This is a genomic window from Paenibacillus helianthi (assembly GCF_001909055.1).
Lineage (GTDB): Bacteria > Bacillota > Bacilli > Paenibacillales > Paenibacillaceae > Paenibacillus_AQ > Paenibacillus_AQ helianthi.
The window spans coordinates 33,916-56,024 of the sequence record NZ_LVWI01000053.1 but is presented as its reverse complement, the minus strand read 5'-3'; the positions used below and the strand labels follow the sequence as shown (position 1 = coordinate 56,024).

The 22,109-nt window shown below is 48.2% G+C and carries 21 protein-coding genes and 1 other annotated feature; of the genes, 20 read left to right on the top strand and 1 reads right to left on the bottom strand.

Annotated features, from left to right (window positions below):
* Positions 1-79 precede the first annotated feature (79 nt).
* The gene (locus A3844_RS20415) at positions 80-475 is read right to left on the bottom strand and encodes a nucleoside triphosphate pyrophosphohydrolase family protein (RefSeq protein WP_074086506.1); all 396 of its coding nucleotides are present in this window, start codon (positions 473-475) and stop codon (positions 80-82) included.
* A 215-nt stretch (positions 476-690) separates the two neighbouring features.
* On the opposite strand from A3844_RS20415, the gene A3844_RS20410 reads away from it, so the two are divergent.
* The 20 genes from A3844_RS20410 (at position 691) to rpoC (ending at position 22,094) form a co-directional block, all read left to right on the top strand.
* Positions 691-1,779, top strand: coding sequence for a PIN/TRAM domain-containing protein (locus tag A3844_RS20410; RefSeq protein ID WP_074086507.1), 1,089 nt, complete (start codon positions 691-693; stop codon positions 1,777-1,779).
* A 96-nt stretch (positions 1,780-1,875) separates the two neighbouring features.
* Positions 1,876-2,574, top strand: coding sequence for a 2-C-methyl-D-erythritol 4-phosphate cytidylyltransferase (gene ispD / locus A3844_RS20405; RefSeq protein WP_074086508.1), 699 nt, complete (start codon positions 1,876-1,878; stop codon positions 2,572-2,574).
* Positions 2,571-3,059, top strand: coding sequence for a 2-C-methyl-D-erythritol 2,4-cyclodiphosphate synthase (gene ispF / locus A3844_RS20400; protein ID WP_074086509.1), 489 nt, complete (start codon positions 2,571-2,573; stop codon positions 3,057-3,059). The genes ispD and ispF overlap by 4 nt, the downstream gene beginning before the upstream one ends.
* 50 nt (positions 3,060-3,109) lie before the next feature.
* Positions 3,110-4,573: a glutamate--tRNA ligase gene (gltX, locus tag A3844_RS20395; RefSeq protein WP_074108333.1), complete on the top strand. Its 1,464-nt coding sequence runs from the start codon at positions 3,110-3,112 to the stop codon at positions 4,571-4,573.
* Between the two features lie 481 nt (positions 4,574-5,054).
* Positions 5,055-5,747: a serine O-acetyltransferase gene (gene cysE / locus A3844_RS20390; RefSeq protein WP_074102297.1), complete on the top strand. Its 693-nt coding sequence runs from the start codon at positions 5,055-5,057 to the stop codon at positions 5,745-5,747.
* Positions 5,748-5,801: 54 nt separating this feature from the next.
* Positions 5,802-7,208 carry a cysteine--tRNA ligase gene (gene cysS / locus A3844_RS20385; protein ID WP_074102294.1) on the top strand — a complete coding sequence of 469 codons (1,407 nt, stop codon included), beginning with the start codon at positions 5,802-5,804 and terminating at the stop codon, positions 7,206-7,208.
* On the top strand, positions 7,205-7,642 hold the full coding sequence (locus A3844_RS20380) for a Mini-ribonuclease 3 (protein ID WP_074086512.1): 438 nt from the start codon (positions 7,205-7,207) through the stop codon (positions 7,640-7,642). The genes cysS and A3844_RS20380 overlap by 4 nt, the downstream gene beginning before the upstream one ends.
* A gap of 39 nt (positions 7,643-7,681) precedes the next feature.
* Entirely contained in the window at positions 7,682-8,443 is a 762-nt protein-coding gene (rlmB, locus tag A3844_RS20375) for a 23S rRNA (guanosine(2251)-2'-O)-methyltransferase RlmB (protein ID WP_074086513.1), read from the top strand.
* A 2-nt stretch (positions 8,444-8,445) separates the two neighbouring features.
* On the top strand, positions 8,446-8,967 hold the full coding sequence (locus A3844_RS20370; protein ID WP_074086514.1) for an NYN domain-containing protein: 522 nt from the start codon (positions 8,446-8,448) through the stop codon (positions 8,965-8,967).
* A 162-nt stretch (positions 8,968-9,129) separates the two neighbouring features.
* Entirely contained in the window at positions 9,130-9,774 is a 645-nt protein-coding gene (sigH, locus tag A3844_RS20365; RefSeq protein WP_019908203.1) for an RNA polymerase sporulation sigma factor SigH, read from the top strand.
* A gap of 485 nt (positions 9,775-10,259) precedes the next feature.
* On the top strand, positions 10,260-10,409 hold the full coding sequence (gene rpmG, locus A3844_RS20360; RefSeq protein ID WP_074086515.1) for a 50S ribosomal protein L33: 150 nt from the start codon (positions 10,260-10,262) through the stop codon (positions 10,407-10,409).
* Between the two features lie 20 nt (positions 10,410-10,429).
* A complete protein-coding gene (secE, locus tag A3844_RS20355; RefSeq protein ID WP_019908206.1) occupies positions 10,430-10,621 on the top strand; it encodes a preprotein translocase subunit SecE in 192 nt (63 codons plus the stop codon).
* Positions 10,622-10,642: 21 nt separating this feature from the next.
* Positions 10,643-11,176 carry a transcription termination/antitermination protein NusG gene (gene nusG, locus A3844_RS20350; protein WP_020427084.1) on the top strand — a complete coding sequence of 178 codons (534 nt, stop codon included), beginning with the start codon at positions 10,643-10,645 and terminating at the stop codon, positions 11,174-11,176.
* 75 nt (positions 11,177-11,251) lie between these two features.
* A complete protein-coding gene (rplK, locus tag A3844_RS20345) occupies positions 11,252-11,677 on the top strand; it encodes a 50S ribosomal protein L11 (protein ID WP_020427083.1) in 426 nt (141 codons plus the stop codon).
* Positions 11,678-11,758: 81 nt separating this feature from the next.
* Positions 11,759-12,451, top strand: coding sequence for a 50S ribosomal protein L1 (gene rplA / locus A3844_RS20340; protein ID WP_074086516.1), 693 nt, complete (start codon positions 11,759-11,761; stop codon positions 12,449-12,451).
* Between the two features lie 68 nt (positions 12,452-12,519).
* Positions 12,520-12,673: a sequence feature (ribosomal protein L10 leader region), on the top strand.
* A gap of 64 nt (positions 12,674-12,737) precedes the next feature.
* A complete protein-coding gene (gene rplJ / locus A3844_RS20335; protein ID WP_074086517.1) occupies positions 12,738-13,241 on the top strand; it encodes a 50S ribosomal protein L10 in 504 nt (167 codons plus the stop codon).
* Positions 13,242-13,306: 65 nt separating this feature from the next.
* Positions 13,307-13,666 (top strand): 50S ribosomal protein L7/L12, encoded by a 360-nt coding sequence (gene rplL, locus A3844_RS20330; RefSeq protein ID WP_074086518.1) that lies wholly within the window; start codon positions 13,307-13,309, stop codon positions 13,664-13,666.
* Positions 13,667-13,806: 140 nt separating this feature from the next.
* Positions 13,807-14,403, top strand: coding sequence for a class I SAM-dependent methyltransferase (locus A3844_RS20325; RefSeq protein WP_074086519.1), 597 nt, complete (start codon positions 13,807-13,809; stop codon positions 14,401-14,403).
* A 422-nt stretch (positions 14,404-14,825) separates the two neighbouring features.
* A complete protein-coding gene (gene rpoB / locus A3844_RS20320; protein WP_074086520.1) occupies positions 14,826-18,371 on the top strand; it encodes a DNA-directed RNA polymerase subunit beta in 3,546 nt (1,181 codons plus the stop codon).
* 111 nt (positions 18,372-18,482) lie between these two features.
* Positions 18,483-22,094, top strand: coding sequence for a DNA-directed RNA polymerase subunit beta' (gene rpoC, locus A3844_RS20315; RefSeq protein ID WP_074086521.1), 3,612 nt, complete (start codon positions 18,483-18,485; stop codon positions 22,092-22,094).
* The last annotated feature ends 15 nt before the right edge of the window (positions 22,095-22,109 follow it).

Here is a 22,109-nt window from a genome sequence, read left to right as displayed (position 1 = left end):
GGCTTTGCCATTCCCTGGAATCAGTGGATGGCGAAGCCTTTTTGCCGATCTGACGGATGGAAAGAGCGCTTCAGGCTATTCAGGAGAAGTTAAACAATCCCAGAGTAGCACATTTCTGTGACTCCTTTTCTACAACCTCGTCCATATTAATGTTAAGCAAATTGCAGAGAGCAGACATATAGAACAGCTCACGGCCCAGCTCCGACGCAACCACCTCACGGCAGTTCTCGCACAGTTCGCCTTCAAGATGGGTTCCTGCAAGCTCCTTGGCTTGTTCAAGCCCTAGACCAGGCTCAAATATCTGTTTCTTTGCGTGCAGCTGAATACAGCCGCATTCGGTAATGGCTTTGACGACTGCACGATTGACGGAAGCGCTGCTCTGCCCGTTCTTGGACATTACATCCAGAAGACTACGGTGACGGAGCAGCAGTTCGGAGACTTGATCCTGGAAGGCCTGTAAACTTGGTGCGCTCATTTTCCATTCACCCCTGGGTTCGTAATTGAGTTCATTATATGTCAGTCCTTCCCCTGTTTTCAACCAGTATTAGAAGTTTACGGTTGCCTTTGCAGCAACGATATTGTTCAGTGTCAGAAAAAATAACGATCCCCCGGATTACCGTCCTAAAAATTGGAACATACTGGTGATGTATAGATCATTTTAGGATGAATAATAAGGAGGTGCCAGAGGTAATGTGGAAAAAAATGATTTTGATGCTTGCCGCACTTTGCGGAGCCTGGTCAGGGTATACATTATACCATGCGGCAGAAAGAGGATTCCCGGAGGGAATGGGAAAACTGGGGAATAGCTTGCCTGTGCAGGGAAGCATTTTGTTTGCAGTGCTGGGAGCCATTATTTTTTTGTTTGCGGGGACTTTATGCGCGGAATGGGGAGGTTCTAAACTGCGGGAGGCGGTATTGTATTGTTCGCGCATCCCCATGAATGAATTGGCTGCAGGCGCTGCTGGGCTTACGGGAGGCCTTCTCTTGTCCCTGCTGCTATATCCTGCCATGGTTTGGCTTGGAAAGGCAGGAGAGCTGCTGCAGGTCGCTGCAACGCTTACGTTTGGGTACATGGGTCTCCGGGTCGGGCTGGAAAAGAAAGAAGAGTTGGCCTCTCTATGGACAATCGGGCGCTGGGGACAGGCTGCAGAACCGGAAGGCCGCGGCTTGGAAGAGCATAAGATTCTGGATACAAGTGTCATTATAGACGGACGGATCGCGGATATCTGCAAGACGGGTTTCATTGAAGGAACCATCGTAATCCCGGAATTTGTTCTGGAGGAGCTTCAGCATATTGCCGATTCATCGGATCTGCTGAAACGCAACCGCGGACGTCGCGGATTGGATATCCTCAACAAAATCCAAAAAGAGCTGGATGTGAAGGTGCTGATCTACGAAGGTGATTTTGAAGAAATCTCCGAAGTGGACAGTAAACTGGTCAAACTGGCTAAAGTGCTGCGGGGCAAGGTAGTAACCAATGACTTTAACCTTAACAAGGTGTGTGAGCTGCAAGGCGTGTCGGTTCTCAATATCAATGATCTGGCCAATGCGGTGAAGCCGGTGGTCCTGCCTGGTGAAGAGATCATAGTCCAGGTTATTAAAGATGGCAAGGAGCATGGACAAGGGGTTGCCTATCTTGATGACGGAACAATGATTGTGGTCGAGGGCGGCCGCGAATACATCGGTACAACGATGGAGGTTCTGGTAACTAGTGTGCTGCAGACTTCGGCGGGACGCATGATCTTTGCCAAGCCGAAGCTGATGGAAAAAGCGCAATAAACGGTTTCAGAGCAGTGAAAGCTTCTCCAATGGGTTGGAAATAGCCGCCAAACACGTTATGATGGGGGTATACGTGAAGGGCAGGAGAAGGGCAGAATGTCAAACAGTGTAGGTGCCGTGATTGTCGCGGCGGGCAGAGGAACAAGAATGGGGACTGCGGAGAGCAAGCAATATTTGCTGCTGCAGGGGAAACCGATTATCGTTCATACCCTGGAGGTGTTTCAACGGCATCCGCTCATCTCTGAAATCGTACTGGTTACGGGCCAAGAGGATGTGGATCGCTGCCGGGAGTGGGTAAAGGCCTACAAGCTTGACAAAGTGTCATCTGTAGTGACAGGAGGCTCCGAACGCCAGCATTCTGTTCATTTGGGTCTGAGAAAACTGGGGACCACCTGGGTAATGGTTCATGACGGTGTCCGTCCATTTGTGCAGGAGGAAGAAATTACTGCCTGTTACGAGTATGCCAAAGAGATCGGTGCCTCAGTGCTTGCTGTACCCGTAAAAGATACGATCAAGCAGGTGGACGGGGAGGGCAAAGTGCTGTCCACACCCGATCGGCGAAGTCTGTGGGCGATTCAGACCCCGCAGACTTTTCGTCTGTCCGAACTGATTATGGCGTATGAGTCGGCAGAGCGGGACGGATTTCTCGGCACCGATGATTCGAGTCTCGCGGAGCGCAGCGGTATTCCGGTTGCCGTAGTGGAAGGAAGCTACGCAAACATTAAGATCACCACACCGGAGGATCTGGATTTCGCTGAATTTACACAAAGAAACAGGGGAGAGGTACAAACATGATTGCTGTAGGACAAGGTTTTGATGTACACCAGCTGGTGGAAGGCAGGCCGTGCATTATTGGCGGTGTCACTATTCCTTATGAAAAGGGACTGCTTGGGCACTCTGACGCTGATGTGCTACTGCATGCAGTGAGCGACGCTATTCTGGGAGCCTTGGGACTTGGCGATATCGGCAGACATTTTCCCGATACGGACCCGGCCTTTAAGGATGCGGATAGTCTGAAGCTGCTGGAGCATGTATGGGCGCTTGCCCGTGAACGCGGTTATAAGCTTGGGAATATTGATTCTACTATTATTGCCCAAAAGCCTAAGATGGCACCTTATATCCCGCAAATGATTGAGGTTATCGCTAAGGCACTGGGAGCTGAGACATCGAAGGTGAATGTCAAAGCAACTACTACCGAACAACTTGGCTTTACCGGGCGTGGAGAAGGGATTGCAGCACAATCTATTGTCTGTCTGCTCCAAGATGTGATATCATCTTGAGATGGCTGTTTGCAGCCTAATTTTAACCATTATGAAGCGGAGGGAATGACATGACGGGTCAAGTCCGGGTGCGTTACGCACCAAGCCCTACGGGACATTTACATATCGGAAATGCCAGAACGGCGTTATTCAATTATTTGTTCGCCCGTAATCTGGGCGGCAAATTCATTATCCGGATCGAAGATACGGACGTAAAGCGTAATATTGCTGAAGGGGAAGAAAGCCAGCTCAAATATTTGAAATGGCTGGGAATGGATTGGGATGAGAGTGTCGATGTCGGCGGTGAATATGGTCCTTATCGCCAAACAGAACGTTTGGATCTGTACCGCATATACTGGCAGGACCTGCTGGACCGTGGTCTTGCATACCGCTGCTACTGCACAGAAGAAGAGCTGGAAGCGGAACGTGAAGAGCAGACCGCTAGAGGCGAGACTCCACGTTATTCCGGCAAACACAGGAATTTGACTGTAGAGCAGCGCCAGGCCTATGAAGCAGAAGGACGTATAGCAAGTATCCGTTTCCGTGTGCCTGAAGACCGCATTTATACCTTTGATGATATCGTTAAGGGCAGCATTTCTTTTAATACCAAGGAAATGGGCGACTTTGTCATTGTGAAGAAGGATGGAATACCAACCTATAACTTCGCTGTGGCTGTGGATGATCATCTGATGGAAATCACTCATGTATTACGCGGGGAAGACCATATCTCGAATACACCGCGTCAATTGATGATTTATGAAGCCCTGGGCTGGGAAGCGCCGCTGTTTGGACACATGACCCTGATTGTCGGTGATGACCACAAGAAACTGAGCAAACGCAACGAATCCATTATTCAGTTCATTGAGCAGTACGATCAGCTGGGCTATTTACCTGAGGCACTGTTCAATTTTATCGCAATGCTCGGTTGGTCACCGGAGGGCGAAGAGGAGATTTTCAGCAAAGATGAGCTGATCTCCATCTTCACGGCAAACCGTCTATCCAAGAGTCCAGCCGTATTCGATACCAACAAACTGTCGCATTTGAATAACCACTACATCAAGCACGCGGATCCAAAGCGTATCGCGGCTCTGGCTATTCCACATTTGCAAAAAGCCGGAAGATTGCCGGAAACGCTTGGTGAGGAACAGCAGGCCTGGGCGGAAAGTCTGGTTGCTCTGTATCAAGAGCAGATGACTTCTGCATCGAACATCGTGGAGCTGTCCGAGCTGTTTTTCCGCAGTCATGTGGAGCTTGAAACAGAAGCTGCCCAGATTCTGGCCGAAAGCCAGGTTCCTGAAGTCCTGTCCGCTTTCCTGAATAAGGTGGAAGCTACTGACGACTTTACTGCCAGCAACATGGCCGTCCTGATTAAAGAAGTACAGAAAGAGACGGGACATAAAGGCAAAGCGCTGTTCATGCCGATCCGTGTCGCTTTAACCGGACAAACACATGGGCGTGATTTGAATATAACGATAGTTCTGCTGGGCCGTAGCCGGGTCATCGAACGTCTGAAATCGCAGATCGAAGGGGCTTAAAAAGGAATAACCGGAAGATGAACCCCTTGTCAGTCCGTTGTCTTTTAGCTAAGATAGAAGTATATGATAATAGCTGGGATCAGGAAAAGTATGCGTACAAGGGCAATTACCAGAGAGAATAACCGCTAAGGGATTTTCCCTTTGCAGGCTGGGAGTTATTCATTTGTCTGCCGCTGAATATGCGCCTGTGAGCTGCTCGGTTGAGCGTTCCTGCAATGGGATGTTAGACCGTGCCGGGAACGTTGCCGTTACAGACGCCAAGAGGGACAATAGCAATTACTGGCTTTGAAATGTGAATCCGGTGAATCATGCGAAGTCCAAGCAGAGTGGGACCACGGTTAAACGTCTCTGCAGCTTTATGCTGCAGGGGCGTTTTTTGTTGAAATTTATGAATAGAGAGAGAATGTGGGTTGTAGACAATACCTTCCTTATGCGTACCTGTAAACAGGAGGCGGGGAAGTCAAAGAAGAGGGGAACCGTGATGTTTAAGCATATCAAGTCGGACATTCGGGCAGTATTCGACAACGATCCCGCAGCCCGCAGCTGGTTTGAGGTTGTCTTCACCTACGCCGGACTTCATGCCATTTGGGCACACCGGGTAGCCCACTCTTTATATAAACGGCGCTGGTTTACTCTTGCACGCCTCGTTTCCCAGATCAGCAGATTTATGACCGGTGTTGAAATCCATCCAGGGGCAACGATCGGTAACCGCCTGTTTATTGACCATGGAATGGGTATTGTGATCGGGGAAACCTGCGAAATCGGGGATGATGTGATTATCTATCAGGGAGTTACTCTCGGGGGAACGGGTAAAGAAAAAGGGAAGCGTCATCCGACCGTAGGCAACAATGTTGTGATTGGCTCCGGCGCGAAAGTACTGGGATCGTTCCGGATCGGCGATAATTGCAATATCGGTTCCAATTCGGTTGTTCTCCGTGAAGTGCCAAGCAACAGTACAGTTGTGGGTAATCCTGGACGGGTGGTCAAACGAAATGGCGAACGGGTATCTGACAGGCTCAACCACACCCAAATGCCGGATCCACTGATCGATTCCCTGCGTTTTTTACAGAAAGAGATCGAAGAGATCAGAGAAAAGCTAGGTACAGAGGACAAACAGAAACAAGAGCAGCGCCGCATAGAAAGCCAGCAGTATATCGGTGATTATGAAATTTAAGCATACCGGAATTCGGTAGAATCCGGGGTCAAACAGAAAGGATTGGGAACAAACATGGCATTGCAAATCTACAACACAATGACGCGCAGCAAGGAACAATTTGTCCCGCAGGAATCAGGCAGGGTGAAGATGTACGTATGCGGTCCAACCGTCTACGGCTATATGCATATCGGAAATGCCAGACCCGTAATTGTTTTTGATACGGTCCGGAACTATCTGGAACAGATAGGGTATGAAGTCAATTATGTGACCAACTTCACAGATGTCGACGACAAGCTGATTCGCAAGGCCGAGGAGATGAACACTACAGTAGCTGAGGTTGCGGAAATCTTTATCAATGCCTATTGGGAGGACCTTGCAGGGCTTAGTGTAAAACCAGCGACTATGAATCCCCGGGTCACGCAGAGCATGGAGTTGATCATTGAGTTCATTAAGGAGCTCGAAGAGAAGGGCTATGCCTATGAAAATGGCGGTGACGTCTATTACCGTACATCCAAATTTACCAATTACGGCAAGCTGTCCCGCCAGAACTTGGAGGAACTGCACTTCGGTATTCGGGTGGAAGTAGACTCGCGTAAAGAAAAACCCGAGGATTTTGTCCTCTGGAAAGCAGCGAAGCCAGGAGAAATCCATTGGAGCAGCCCATGGGGAGACGGACGTCCTGGTTGGCATATCGAATGCTCGGCCATGGCCCGTGAGTTTCTTGGCGACACGATTGATATTCATGGCGGCGGACAGGATCTGCAGTTCCCGCACCATGAGTGCGAATGCGCTCAGACAGAAGCGTTGAGCGGCAAGCCGCTATCTAACTACTGGATGCACAACGGGTTCATTAACATCGGTGATGAAAAAATGTCGAAATCGCTCGGCAACGGTTTGCTGGTGAAGGATATCCGCCAGCGCTTCAAGGCAGGGACGATCCGTTATTTCATGCTTTCAACCCATTACCGCAATCCGCTGAATTTTACTGAAGAATCCATGCTGTCCGCAGAAAAAAGCGCTGAGCGTATCGCATTTGCGGAGAGTAATGTGAAGCACCGGCTTGAGCTTGATCCAGAAGGGGCCAAAGGCCAGGCAAGCGGGCAGATGACAGAACGGTTGGCTGCCATTGTAGGCAACTTCCATGCCAAGATGCAGGATGACTTTAACACTCCTGATGCCATTACTGCTATGTTTGACTGGGTAAGTCTTGCGAACAATACGCTTGCAAATTCAGAAGCGTTGTCTGCGGACTTCGCTGCGCTGCTGCAAGCTTTTGCCGAAATGAATGGTGTGCTGCGCCTGACCCCGGAGATTGAGGAAGAGGTCGCTGGAGAAGAAGTAGAAAGACTGATCGCTGAACGTGCCGAAGCACGAAAGAACAAGAACTGGGGACGCTCCGATGAGATCCGTGATGAGCTGAATGCAATGGGCATTCTGCTTGAGGATACTCCACAAGGAATGCGGTGGCGGCGGAAATGAGCGGACCATTTAATCTGGAGAGTGCCTGGTTTCCCTATGAGCCCTCCAAGCCGGTCCGACTTCTCTCTCCGCTGGTTCTGGCGTATGCTGGTGATGCTATCTATGAAGTGGCGGTTCGCCAGTATTTGATCTCGCTGCCGAATCTGCGTCCGAACCATTTGCATCGTACTGCGACCGGACTGGTCTCGGCCAAAGCGCAGAGCACAATCCTTACTTATCTGGAGCCGATGCTTACAGATGAAGAGAAGGATGTTGCCCGGCAAGGACGGAATGCCAAATCCGGAACCATTCCCAAAAATGCAGATGTGCTGGAATACCGGCATGCTACTGCCTTTGAGTGCCTAATCGGTCATTTGTATTACACAGGCCAGCAAGCCCGAATCCAAGAACTCGTTGACAGCAGTATACAGTATATGATGAACCGGCCTAAGTAAGGCTATAAGGGTATAGATATTAGAACAGGAGGCATGAACATGGAAGAATTAAGAACAGAAGAGGAAATATTGGCGGGCAAGCATTCAGTGCTTGAAGCGCTTCGTGCCGGTCGTACACTCAATAAGATATGGATCGCCGAAACAGCGCAAAAGCACTTAACAGCACCTATTATTGCTGAAGCGCGTAAAGCGGGAATAGTGATCCAACATGTGGATAAAAGAAAGCTGGACCAGCTTGCACCTGGAGTACAGCACCAAGGGGTAGTAGCACAAGCGGCACCCTTTGCCTATGCAGAGGTTGCGGATATTTTGGCAGCGGCAGAAGCTAAGGGAGAACCGCCGTTTCTGATTCTGCTTGATGAAATTGAGGATCCGCATAATCTGGGCTCCATCCTAAGAACAGCCGACTGCACCGGTGTGCACGGAGTTATTGTGCCAAAACGGCGGTCCGCACAAATCACGGCGACGGTGTCCAAAACTTCTGCAGGAGCTGTTGAATATGTACCAGTCGCACGCGTAACCAACCTCGGACAGACCATTGACCGCCTCAAGGAGCTTGGGGTCTGGGTGGTTGGAACCGATGTGGATACGGATCAGAATCTGTATGCTTCTGATATATTTACAGGTCCGGTAGCCGTGGTAATCGGGAATGAGAATAAAGGAATGGGCCGCCTGATCCGGGAGAAATGCGATGTGCTGCTGAAGTTGCCGATGGCCGGGAAGATCAATTCGCTAAATGCTTCAGTTGCCGCAGGCGTTATTATGTACGAGGTGCTTCGCCGCCGGCATCAGCAAGGATAGATATGGCCGACTGGCGCGATATTCTTCTTGTGGATGGCTACAATATGATTGGCGGCTGGCCTGATCTTGCCGCATTGTCACTTATAGGAATGCAGGGAGCGCGCGACCGGCTGCTGGATATGCTGGCTGAATATCAGGCGTTTTCCGGGCTGCGTGTCATAGCCGTTTTTGATGCGTACCGTGTGCCGGGACTGGGTAAATCCTTTGTGCAGGGGAAAGTCCAGGTGTTCTTCACCAAGGAAAAAGAAACGGCAGATGAATGCATTGAACGGCTGGTCGGTGAGTTCAATCACCGCAGACGGCAGATTTATGTGGCGACCAGCGATTTTGTGGAGCAGCATGTCATCTTTGCGCAAGGAGCGCTACGGATATCAGCCCGTGAGCTGCGGCTGGAAATCGAAGAAAACCAGAAACAGGTTAAGAAGGCCATCGAGCCCGGGAGCATCAGTTCCAACAGGCATTCACTGGAAGAAAAGCTGCCGCCTGAAGTTCGCAAACGGCTGGAGGACTGGCGCCGTCAGTAGAGGGACGGAGATTGAAGCGTTTTCGCGTAAAATACCATAATATGTTATTGAAGATTGATTTTGGACAATCTGCGGTTGACGGTGTAAGGTAACATAATATATACTGATCCTATATTTCGCGAAGTAACGATGTGTCTTGCGTTGCAGCCGGGGGGATTCTTGGTGAGTGTCGACCTCAAGGAAATAATGCTATCCGAGTATGATTTCATAAGCGATGAAGAAATTGTCGAGATCTTCCGTGGTGGCGACAGTGGCGCATTGGAGCATTTAATTAACAAGTACCGCAATTTTGTCCGTGCCAAAGCCCGTTCATATTTTCTGATTGGGGCAGACCGTGAAGATATCGTACAAGAAGGCATGATAGGCCTATACAAGGCGATTCGTGATTTCAAGGGCGACAAGCTTTCTTCATTCAAGGCGTTTGCCGAGCTCTGCATCACCCGTCAGATTATTACCGCAATTAAGACAGCTACCCGTCAGAAGCATATTCCGCTCAATTCCTATGTCTCATTGGACAAGCCAATCTACGATGAGGATTCAGACCGGACACTGATGGATGTCATTTGTGGAACACAGGTGCTTGATCCGGAAGAATTGATTATTAACCAGGAAGAGTTCATTGGTCTGGAAGATAAGATGGCCGAGATTCTGAGTGATCTGGAACGTAAGGTTCTAATGCTCTATCTGGACGGACGGTCCTATCAGGAGATTGCTGAGGATTTGAAGCGTCATGTGAAGTCGATTGACAATGCTTTGCAGCGAGTGAAACGGAAATTGGAAAGATATCTGGAAGTGCGTGACAATTGATGATACAATGTACAGGAAAGGCTCGGACATCGAGTCTTTTTTTAGTGTTTTGAGATTGTTCAATTGAATTGACACGAGATTATAGTCCGTTGCCGTCGACAGCAGGTTTATAGACAGTGCAAATGCTCCATAATGATAGGTAGTAATGGATAAGTCAATCCCAAAAAAAGAAGACCTTCGTTTTATCGGCGGGCTATAACGGCAGATTCTCCTGGAGGATCTGAAGAGGGTTCATGCAATTATGGATTCTGATCTTACAGGATGGACAGTGATTTGGCGTGAAAAGGTAAGGCCAGAGACTACGTACGCAATAAGGCTTCAGCACCCGAAATTACCCAACGCGATGGGGGAAATCTTTCGTTGACACAGAGGTTGACATTATGCTAAAGTGTTTTAGGTAGGCCTAAATTCGCGGCTTTTTTTAGGATCAATATTTGCGTCTTCTAATTTCATAGTTAGAGGGACGTCTTCGGGAGGTGCACATCATGCGGGTAATTATCACTTTGGCTTGTACAAGTTGCAAACAAAGAAACTATGCGACAACCAAAAACAAGCGAAATCACCCCGACCGCTTGGAGATGAAGAAATTTTGCAAGTTCTGTAACGAGCAAACTCCTCATCGCGAAACCAGATAGTCTTTGGAGGTGTAGTCGGCGTGAAACGTAGTTTCAAGTCTTTGTTTTCCTTTTTCACTGAGAGCTGGAGTGAACTCAAAAAAGTTCGCTGGCCTAGCCGTAAGGAATTGAAAAACTACACATTGATCGTTCTCGGTACAATTGTAGTAATCGCTCTTTACTTCTGGGTTCTGGACATCGGTATTTCCGCTGTGATCGAAAGGATTATTTAGAGAGGTCCCAGGTGGCTTGGTATGGAAAAAAGATGGTATGTTGTTCATACCTATTCCGGGTATGAGAATAAGGTTAAGGCCAATTTGGAAAAACGCGTTGAGTCCATGGGCATGGAAGACAAAATATTCCGTGTTCTTGTTCCTATGGAAGAAGAACTGGTAAACAAGGACGGCAAGAAAAAAACCGTCATGCGTAAAGTTTACCCTGGTTATGTTTTGGTCGAAATGGTTCAAACTGATGATTCATGGTATGTAGTCCGCAATACGCCGGGCGTTACCGGATTTGTTGGTTCGACAGGTTCCGGGTCCAAACCTACCGCTCTGCTTCCGGAAGAAGTTGAACAAATTCTGAAGCATATGGGCATGGTTGAACCTAAAGCGAAGATTGATTTCGAAATTAAGGAATCCGTACGTATTATGGTTGGTCCCTTTGCGAATTTTGTGGGCTCTGTGGAAGAAATTTTGGCTGACAAGAGCAAGATCAAAGTGCATGTCAACATGTTTGGACGGGAAACCCCGCTGGAGTTGGATTTCACTCAAGTGGAGAAAATATAACAGTCGCAAGGGTTTCTTGTGGGAGAACGCTATTTAGTGTTCGAATACCACTATTTTTGCAAGGAGGTGTCACTCATGGCTAAAAAAGTTATTAAAATGGTGAAACTGCAGATTCCTGCAGGGAAAGCGAATCCAGCGCCTCCAGTAGGTCCGGCGTTAGGTCAAGCAGGTGTCAACATCATGGCATTCTGTAAGGAATTCAACGCTCGTACTGCCGACCAGGCTGGCTTGATCATTCCGGTTGAAATTACAGTATTTGAAGACCGTTCCTTTACCTTCATCACCAAAACTCCTCCGGCTGCTGTTCTGCTTCGCATTGCTGCGAAAGTAGAAAAAGGATCCGGTGAACCAAACAAGAAAAAAGTAGCGAAGCTGGGCCGCGCAGCGGTTCGTGAAATCGCTGAAACAAAAATGCCCGACCTGAACGCTGCATCTATCGAAGCTGCAATGCGTATGGTTGAAGGTACTGCCCGCAGTATGGGGATTACAATCGAAGACTAATATGTTTTCGATGAACCGGTCTTGCATGACCGTAATATGTGGGAGGAATTTCCGCTAATACCACAAAGGAGGAACATTTTCATGGCTAAACATGGTAAGAAATACCAGGAATCTGCTAAGCTAATCAATAGCGAAGCGACTTACGAGCCTTCAGAAGCTGTAGAGCTTGTGAAAAAGGCAGCCACTGCTAAATTCGACGAAACCGTTGAAGCAGCAGTTCGTCTGGGTGTAGACCCCCGTAAACAAGACCAAGCAGTACGTGGTGTTGTTGTCCTGCCACACGGCACAGGCAAAACACAACGCGTGCTTGTATTTGCAAAAGGTGAAAAAGCGAAAGAAGCGGAAGCTGCTGGCGCGGATTTTGTAGGTGATCAGGATATGATCAACAAGATCCAACAGGGCTGGTTTGAATTCGACGTCTGCGTAGCTACACCTGATATGATGAGTGAAGTCGGTAAACTTGGTCGTTTGCTTGGTGGTAAAGGTCTCATGCCTAACCCTAAAGCCGGCACAGTTACTTTCGATGTTACTAAGGCTGTTCAAGAAATTAAAGCCGGTAAAATCGAATACCGTCTCGATAAAGCAGGCCAAATTCACGCGCCTATCGGCAAAGTGTCTTTTAATGCTGAACAACTGAACGAAAACCTTAAATCCCTGATCGATGCTCTGAACCGTGCGAAACCAGCTGCTGCCAAAGGTGTATATCTTAAAGGCATCGCAATTTCGTCTACTATGGGACCAAGCGCTCGTGTGAATGCAGCTGCTTTCAGATAAATAAAGGTTGACTCTCTGGGTCATCTTTGATAATCTGTAACAGTTGTGAACTTTAAGGTGATCATTCTTCAACTTGAATATGCTTACCGTAGACAGTAGGTGCCGTGAGGCTTAATTCCCTACCGAGGTGTTGTGATAGAAACAAGAAGTGTATGGCGCTTGCCGGACCACTATCGTTTTATCAAGCCTTCGTGAATCTGCGGAGGCTTTTCTAATGCCTGCGTAGGACGGTGTGGTTTCTTCGGAAACAATCGCCGTAACATAATTTTTCAGGAGGTGTATACAATTGGCAAATGCAAAAGTAATCCAAGCTAAACAGGACGCGGTTGATGTTGTTACCGGCAAACTGCAGAACAGTGTTTCTACTGTTGTTGCGGACTACCGCGGATTGAACGTTGCCCAAGTGACTGAACTGCGCAAGCAGCTTCGTGAAGCTGGGGTTGATTTTCAAGTCCTGAAGAACACATTGGTTCGTCGTGCAACAGCTGCGGCTGAACTGACTGAACTCGATGCCGTTCTGACTGGTCCTACAGCGATCGCTTTCAGCGAAACAGACGCAGTAGTAGCCGCTAAGATTCTGAACGATTTCGCTAAAAAGAACGATGCTCTGAAACTTAAGGGTGGCGTTGTGGAGGGCCGTGTCATCGATGCGGACCAACTGAAAGCACTGGCTGAGCTTCCTTCCCGTGAAGGTTTGCTGTCTATGCTGCTTAGCGTACTTCAAGCTCCAATGCGCAACTTCGCGCTTGCAGTTAAGGCTGTTGCTGAGAAGGAAGAACAAAGCGCGTAAGCCTTTGATTCTAGTATTATAATCATTACCACAAATAAATTTAAATATAAAATGGAGGTTCAATCATGAGCAAAGAAACAATCTTGGAAGAAATTAAAGGCATGAGCGTATTGGAACTGAACGACCTGGTAAAAGCAATCGAAGAAGAGTTCGGCGTAACTGCGGCAGCTCCAGTAGCAGCTGGCGGTGCAGTAGCAGCAGTAGAAGAAGAACAATCCGAATTCGACGTAATCTTGACAGGCGCTGGCGCTTCCAAGATCAACGTTATCAAGATCGTTCGCGAAATCACAGGCCTGGGCTTGAAAGAAGCTAAAGACCTCGTAGACAACGCTCCAAAAGCAATCAAAGAAAAGGTAAGCAAAGAAGAAGCCGAAGCTACCAAAGCAAAATTGGAAGAAGCAGGCGCAGCTGTAGAAGTGAAGTAATATAACTTTTATGGTTTTGCACCGGGAATAGGTGTTATGCCTGTTCCCAGTTCTAGCAACCCCCTTGAACTTGTTCAAGGGGGTTGCTGTATAAGCTATGCCTTGCTAGAAAGAGCAGAACGAAAGGGAGGATATATAATATGTCGCAGCATTATTACTCGCAGCAGCCGGATGCGCGTCATGATAGACGCACCATCGATACGGTTCTAAGAGGAAAAAGCCTCCGCTTTACCAGCGACGCCGGTGTTTTTTCCAAAGGAGATATCGATTACGGCAGCCGTGTACTAATCGAAACGATGGATATTCCGGATGGAACCTCCGTACTTGATGTGGGTTGTGGTTACGGCCCGATCGGGATTAGCGCAGCTTATCTGGCCCCCAAGGGACATATCACGATGATTGATATTAACAGCAGGGCGGTAGAACTAGCTCGTGAGAATGCCCGGAACAATGGGATTAGCAATGTAACCGTATTGGAGAGTGATGTACTCTCTGCCGTGAAGGGACGGAAATTCGATGTGATTGTGACAAATCCTCCGATTCGTGCCGGTAAGACGGTGGTGCATCAAATTTTCGAACAAGCCTATGAGCATTTGAATAAGGGCGGAGCGCTGTGGGTTGTGATTCAGAAGAAACAGGGGGCACCATCGGCAGTAGCCAAGCTTGAGAGCATGTTTGAGGATGTAGAAGAAGTAGGGAAAGACAAAGGCTATCGGATTATTAAAGCACAAAAATAAAAATAAATAGCATGTTGACATGTATTGTCGATAGTGTTATTATTATAAAATGTCAGTATTAAGATAGGCTCCATGTCTTTAGTTTGCTGAAATGTCAAGTAATATATTGTCGCCGGTAAGCGCATGCCGTACGGCAAGTTTTTGCGAATTCAGTTCTCTATGTTCCTGTCACGGCGAGGGTCGCCGGGTCAATAGATAATAGCGCATAAACTGTTGCTTGGTGACGTATAATACCTACGTTTTAGGCAAATCTACGGATAAGGAGTATTTTGGCCGTGGAAAGATGCGCTCTTTTTTCGAAGATTTCGATAAGGGCTTTTCTTTATTTATGGCTGAGTCCTTGTGTTATGGTTCCATTATACGGGTCCAAACAAGGGTTCGCAATCAATTTTTAAGTGAGTAGACATGAGGGGTGAGTAAAGTTGGCAGGACATCTTGTTCAGTATGGTCGACGCACTCGGCGGAGCTATGCGAGAATTAAAGAGGTACTCGAGGTCCCTAACCTGATCGAGATCCAACAGAAATCGTATGATTGGTTTTTGGAGGAAGGTTTGCGTGAAATGTTCCAGGACATCTCGCCAATCCAGGATTTCACAGGCAATTTGGTACTTGAGTTCATTGATTACAGCCTAGGCGAACCGAAGTATACGGTTGACGACGCTAAAGAGCGGGACGTGACATATGCGGCTCCTCTGCGTGTGAAGGTGCGGCTCATCAATAAGGAGACCGGTGAGGTCAAAGAGCAGGAAGTGTTCATGGGAGATTTCCCGCTGATGACGGAGACCGGCACTTTTATTATCAATGGTGCGGAACGGGTTATTGTCAGCCAGTTGGTTCGCTCTCCAAGCGTCTATTTCAGCACGAAAGTAGATAAGAACGGCAAAAAAACCTACACCGCCACAGTAATTCCAAACCGCGGAGCTTGGCTTGAATTGGAAACGGACGCTAAGGACATCATGTATGTTCGTATCGACCGGACACGTAAGATTCCAGTTACTGTCCTTCTGCGTGCTCTCGGTTTCGGCAGTGATGCCGAGATTCTGGAACTGCTTGGGAATGATGAATATATTCGCAATACGCTGGATAAAGACAATACGGACTCCACTGAGAAGGCGCTTATTGAAATTTACGAGCGTCTGCGTCCGGGCGAGCCGCCGACACTGGATAACGCCAAGAGCCTTTTGGTCGCACGTTTCTTCGATCCGAAGCGCTATGATTTGGCTAATGTCGGTCGTTACAAAATCAATAAAAAGCTGCACATTAAGAACCGGTTGTTTAATCAGCGGCTGGCACAGCCTTTGGTTGATGAGGCTACTGGAGAAATTCTGGCGGAATCCGGACAAATGGTTGACCGCAGACTTCTTGATGAGCTGATCCCTTATTTTGAGAAAGAAGTCGCTGCCAAAACCTACCGAGTTACCGGTGGAGTACTGGACAGTGAAGATATCCCGTTGCAAACGATCGATGTATTCTCGCCGATCGAGGAAGGCCGGGTTATCAAGCTGATTGCCAACGGCAATATCGATAAATCCGTTAAACATATTACCCAGGCTGATATTATTTCCTCAATCAGCTACTTTATTAATTTGCTGCATGGTATCGGCAATACAGATGACATTGACCACTTGGGTAACCGTCGTCTGCGTTCCGTGGGTGAATTGCTGCAGAACCAATTCCGTATCGGGTTGTCCCGTATGGAACGCGTAGTGCGTGAGAGAATGTCGATTCAAGATGCGAATGCAATTACTCCGCAGGCTCTGATCAATATTCGCCCGGTTATTGCGTCTATTAAAGAGTTCTTTGGTAGTTCCCAGCTGTCGCAGTTTATGGACCAGACGAACCCGCTTGCTGAACTTACGCATAAGCGTCGTCTATCCGCACTCGGACCCGGTGGTCTGACCCGTGAACGCGCAGGCTTTGAAGTCCGCGACGTACATCACAGTCACTACGGCCGTATGTGTCCAATCGAAACACCGGAAGGTCCGAATATCGGTTTGATCAACTCCTTGTCCACCTTTGCCCGCATCAATGAGTACGGCTTTATTGAGGCTCCGTACCGTTGGGTGGATCCGAAGACCGGCAAGGTGACAGAACATATCGATTATTTGACCGCCGATGAAGAAGATAACTATGTCGTTGCTCAGGCAAATGTGCAGATCGATGAAGATGGAACCTTTAAGGAAGATATGGTTATCGTTCGTTACAACAAGGATTCAGACAACATTACCACTATGCCTAGTAACCGCGTTGACTACATGGACGTATCACCAAAACAGGTTGTATCAGTCGCTACGGCGCTCATTCCGTTCCTTGAGAATGATGACTCCAACCGCGCGCTGATGGGATCTAACATGCAGCGTCAAGCCGTTCCACTTCTGATTCCGAAGGCTCCACTTGTCGGTACAGGAATGGAGCATAAATCCGCTAAGGACTCTGGCGTATGTATTGTCTCCAAATATGACGGTATTATTGAACGTTCTTCTGCCAACGAAATCTGGCTGCGCCGGGTTGAGATGATTGAAGGCAAAGAGGTTAAAGGTGATATCGTTAAATATAAATTACACAAATTTATGCGTTCGAACCAAGGTACCTGTATAAATCAGCGTCCACTGGCTAAAAGAGGCGACGTTGTGAAGAAGGGGGACATTCTTGCAGACGGACCTTCTACAGAGATGGGTGAATTGGCCCTGGGCCGCAACGTAGTTGTTGCGTTCATGACTTGGGAAGGTTACAACTACGAGGATGCGATCCTGCTGAGTGAAAAGCTGGTCAAAGAAGATGTATACACTTCGATTCATATTGAAGAATACGAATCTGAGGCTCGTGATACCAAGCTGGGACCAGAAGAGATTACCCGTGATATTCCAAATGTCGGTGAAGAAGCGCTTCGCAATCTCGACGAACGCGGTATTATCCGTATTGGTGCGGAAATCAATGCTGGTGACATCCTTGTCGGTAAAGTAACCCCTAAGGGTGTAACTGAACTGACTGCTGAAGAGCGCCTGCTCCATGCAATCTTTGGTGAGAAGGCACGTGAAGTGCGTGATACTTCCCTGCGCGTTCCTCATGGTAGTGATGGTATTATCGTTGACGTTAAAGTATTCACCCGTGAGAATGGTGATGAACTACCACCAGGTGTGAATCAATTGGTTCGTGTCTACATTGCTCAGAAACGTAAGATCTCTGAGGGTGACAAAATGGCCGGACGTCACGGTAACAAGGGTGTCGTTGCTCGTATACTTCCTGAAGAAGATATGCCTTTCCTGCCAGATGGTACGCCAGTACAGGTAGTACTGAACCCGCTGGGCGTTCCTTCCCGTATGAATATCGGACAGGTGCTGGAAGTTCATATTGGTATGGCTGCACTTCGTCTGGGGATTCACGTTGCCACTCCGGTATTTGACGGTGCGCGCGAGTATGACGTCTTCGATACGATGGAAGAAGCCGGCATGCAACGCAATGGTAAAACTGTGCTATACGATGGCCGTACAGGTGAACGCTTCGAACGTGAAGTAACTGTCGGTGTCATGCACATGATCAAACTGGCGCACATGGTTGATGATAAGATTCATGCCCGCTCCACAGGTCCTTACTCACTCGTTACCCAGCAGCCACTCGGCGGTAAAGCCCAGTTTGGTGGACAGCGTTTCGGGGAAATGGAAGTTTGGGCGCTTGAAGCCTATGGCGCTGCTTATACACTGCAAGAAATCTTGACAGTAAAATCCGATGACGTGGTTGGACGTGTGAAAACGTACGAAGCCATTGTCAAGGGTGAGAACTTGCCGGAACCTGGTGTACCCGAAGCGTTCAAAGTATTGATCAAGGAACTGCAGTCGCTGGGTATGGATGTTAAGATCCTCAGTGGCGATGAGCAGGAGATTGAGATGAAGGAACTGGACGATGAGGACGAGACGTCAGGCGACAAGCTGAGCCTGAATTTGGAAGGCGCGGAAGTCGGGATAGAGTAGTTCTAGTAAAGCTGAATTTCATTGAAATGAACCGTGCCCTCTGTTGACCTAACCGTCAAGAGAGGGCCTATGCGGTAATAAATCAAGATATAGATTAAGGAGGGTTGCTCCTTGTTGGACATCAACAGTTTTGAATTTATGAAAATCGGGCTTGCTTCTCCGGAAAAAATTCGCTCTTGGTCCCGCGGAGAAGTAAAAAAACCGGAAACCATTAACTATCGTACGTTGAAACCGGAAAAAGAGGGCTTGTTCTGCGAGCGCATTTTCGGACCGCAAAAGGACTGGGAATGCCATTGCGGTAAATACAAACGTGTACGTTATAAAGGCGTTGTGTGCGATCGTTGCGGCGTTGAAGTTACACGTGCCAAGGTTCGTCGTGAACGCATGGGTCACATCGAATTGGCTGCTCCGGTTTCTCATATCTGGTATTTCAAAGGGATTCCAAGCCGAATGGGTCTGGCCCTTGATATGTCCCCAAGATCGCTTGAAGAGATCATCTACTTTGCATCTTATGTTGTAACGGATCCAGGTGAAACACCGTTGGAGAAGAAACAACTTCTGTCCGAGAAGGAATACCGCAGCTATCGTGAAAAATACGGTTACGGATTCCAAGCCGGAATGGGTGCTGAAGCGGTTAAAAAGCTCCTTCAGGATATCGATATCGATAAAGAGCTGGAATTCCTCAAAGAAGAGCTGCGCACAGCTCAAGGTCAACGCCGCAACCGGGCGATCAAACGCCTGGAAGTGATCGAGGCTTTCCGCAACTCCGGCAACAAGCCTGACTGGATGATCATGGATGTACTTCCGGTTATTCCTCCTGAGCTTCGTCCAATGGTTCAACTCGATGGTGGCCGTTTTGCTACGTCTGACCTTAATGATCTGTATCGTCGTGTAATTAACCGTAATAACCGTCTGAAAAGACTGTTAGACCTCGGTGCGCCAGACATTATCGTGCAGAACGAGAAACGCATGCTTCAAGAGGCCGTAGATGCTTTGATTGATAACGGCCGTCGTGGCCGTCCTGTAACAGGTCCTGGTAACCGTCCGCTCAAATCCCTCAGCCATATGCTGAAAGGTAAACAGGGACGTTTCCGCCAGAACTTGCTCGGTAAACGTGTTGACTATTCCGGACGTTCCGTTATCGTAGTAGGCCCGTACCTGAAAATGTATCAATGCGGTCTGCCTAAGAAAATGGCGCTCGAATTGTTCAAGCCGTTCGTGATGAAAGAACTTGTTAACAAGGGCCTTGCCCATAACATCAAGAGTGCAAAACGCAAAGTTGAACGTGTCAGCCCAGAAGTGTGGGATGTGCTTGAAGATGTCATTAAGGAGCATCCGGTTCTGCTGAACCGCGCACCTACGCTTCACAGACTCGGGATTCAAGCATTTGAACCCATTCTGGTTGAGGGTCATGCTATCCGTCTGCACCCACTCGTATGTACGGCTTACAATGCCGACTTTGACGGTGACCAGATGGCAGTTCACGTTCCTCTGTCCGCTGAAGCTCAGGCTGAAGCACGTATCCTGATGCTGGCTTCCGGTAACATTCTGAACCCTAAAGATGGCAAACCGGTAGTTACACCTTCTCAGGATATGGTCCTTGGTACATTCTATTTGACCATGGACAACAAGGAAGAAAAGGGAAGTGGCATGATTCTGCGTACCGTGAACGAAGCTGTATCGGCTTACCAACGCGGAACTGCAGGCTTACATGCTCGCGTAGCTATTCCTGCCAAAGCTCTCGGCAAAACATGCTTTACGGAAGCTCAGCAGAATGCAATGCTAATTACAACTGTCGGTAAGATTATCTTCAACGAAATCTATCCAAGCAGTTTCCCTTACATCAACGAAGCAACAAAAACCAACTTGCTGCAAGGCACACCTGAGAAATATTTCATTTATGAAAAAGGCGCGGATATTCGCGAATTGATCATGAGCCTGCCGGATGCAAGTGCAGTAGGTAAAGAATATTTAGGTTTGATTATTGCCCGTTGCTTTGAGATTTACCATACAACCAAGACATCTATGATTTTGGATAAAATCAAGCAACTCGGCTTCACGTACTCCACTCGTTCCGGTGTTACTGTAGCCGTATCGGATGTTATTGTACCTGAAGAGAAAGTAACCATTCTTAAAGAATCGGAAGCTAAGGTTGATGTGGTTGCCAACCAATACCGTCGTGGTCTGATTACCAATGATGAGCGGTATGACCGCGTCATTGAAATCTGGTCGAAGACGAAGGATGATCTTACGAACATCCTGCTCAAATCGATGGACCGGTTCAATTCTATCATGCTCATGGTTGACTCCAAGGCGCGTGGTAACAAATCGCAGATTACACAGCTGGGTGGTATGCGTGGTCTGATGGCTACACCTTCAGGACGGATTTTTGAATTGCCAATCAAGGCGAACTTCCGTGAAGGCCTAACCGTCCTCGAGTACTTTATTTCCACTCACGGAGCTCGTAAAGGTCTGGCCGATACAGCGCTGCGTACAGCGGACTCTGGTTATCTAACCCGTCGTCTCGTTGACGTTGCACAGGACGTTATTGTCCGTGAAGAAGACTGTGGTACGGATAAAGGCTTCACTGTCAGCCGGATACAGGATGGCAAGGAAGTTATCGAGGATTTGTATGACCGTATTGAAGGCCGTTACTCCTTTGAAACTGTTCGTCATCCAGAGACGAAGGAAGTCATCGTTAACCGTAACGATCTGATTGACTCCGACAAGGCTGAGGAAATTGTGAACGCAGGGGTAACCAAGCTGCAGATTCGCTCTGTATTGAGCTGCCGTGCCCGTCACGGGGTCTGCAAGAAATGCTACGGACGTAATCTGGCAACAGGCAAACATGTGGATATCGGTGAAGCTGTAGGTATTATCGCCGCTCAATCCATCGGTGAGCCAGGAACCCAGCTTACCATGCGTACGTTCCATACCGGTGGTGTTGCCGGTGATGACATCACGCAAGGTTTGCCTCGTATTCAAGAGCTGTTTGAAGCCCGTAACCCTAAAGGTCAGGCGACAATTAGTGAGATTGATGGTGTAATCAAGGAAATTCGTGAAACCAAGGACCGTCGTGAAATCGAGGTACAAGGGGAAGCTGAATCCAAAACCTACTCTATTACCTATGGCTCGCGTCTACGTGTTAGTGAAGGCCAGGAAATCGAAGCTGGGGATGAACTGACAGACGGTTCGATCGACCCGAAAGAAATGCTGCGCATCAAAGGGATCCGCGGGGTACAAAACTACATTCTGCAAGAAGTACAGCGTGTATATCGTAACCAGGGCGTTGAAATCAATGATAAGCACATTGAAGTTATGATTAAGCAAATGCTGCGCAAGATCCGCATCATCGAAGCTGGTGATACGAATCTGTTGCCGGGTGCTTTCTCTGATATTCATGAGTATGAAGCAGCCAACAAGGAAGCAATTCTGTCTGGTAAGGAGCCGGCAGTTGCCAAACCGGTACTGCTAGGTATTACCAAAGCTTCGCTTGAAACAGACTCCTTCTTATCTGCGGCATCCTTCCAGGAAACAACTCGTGTCCTGACAGATGCAGCGATCAAAGGTAAAGTGGATAAACTTCTCGGCCTGAAAGAAAACGTTCTGATTGGTAAGCTGATTCCTGCCGGTACGGGTATGAACCGTTACCGCAATGTCACGCTTAGCGATCCGAATGAAGAAAGCAAGCTGGAAGCTCTAGAGACGGTTCCTGCTGAATAGTTGAATAATCATAGT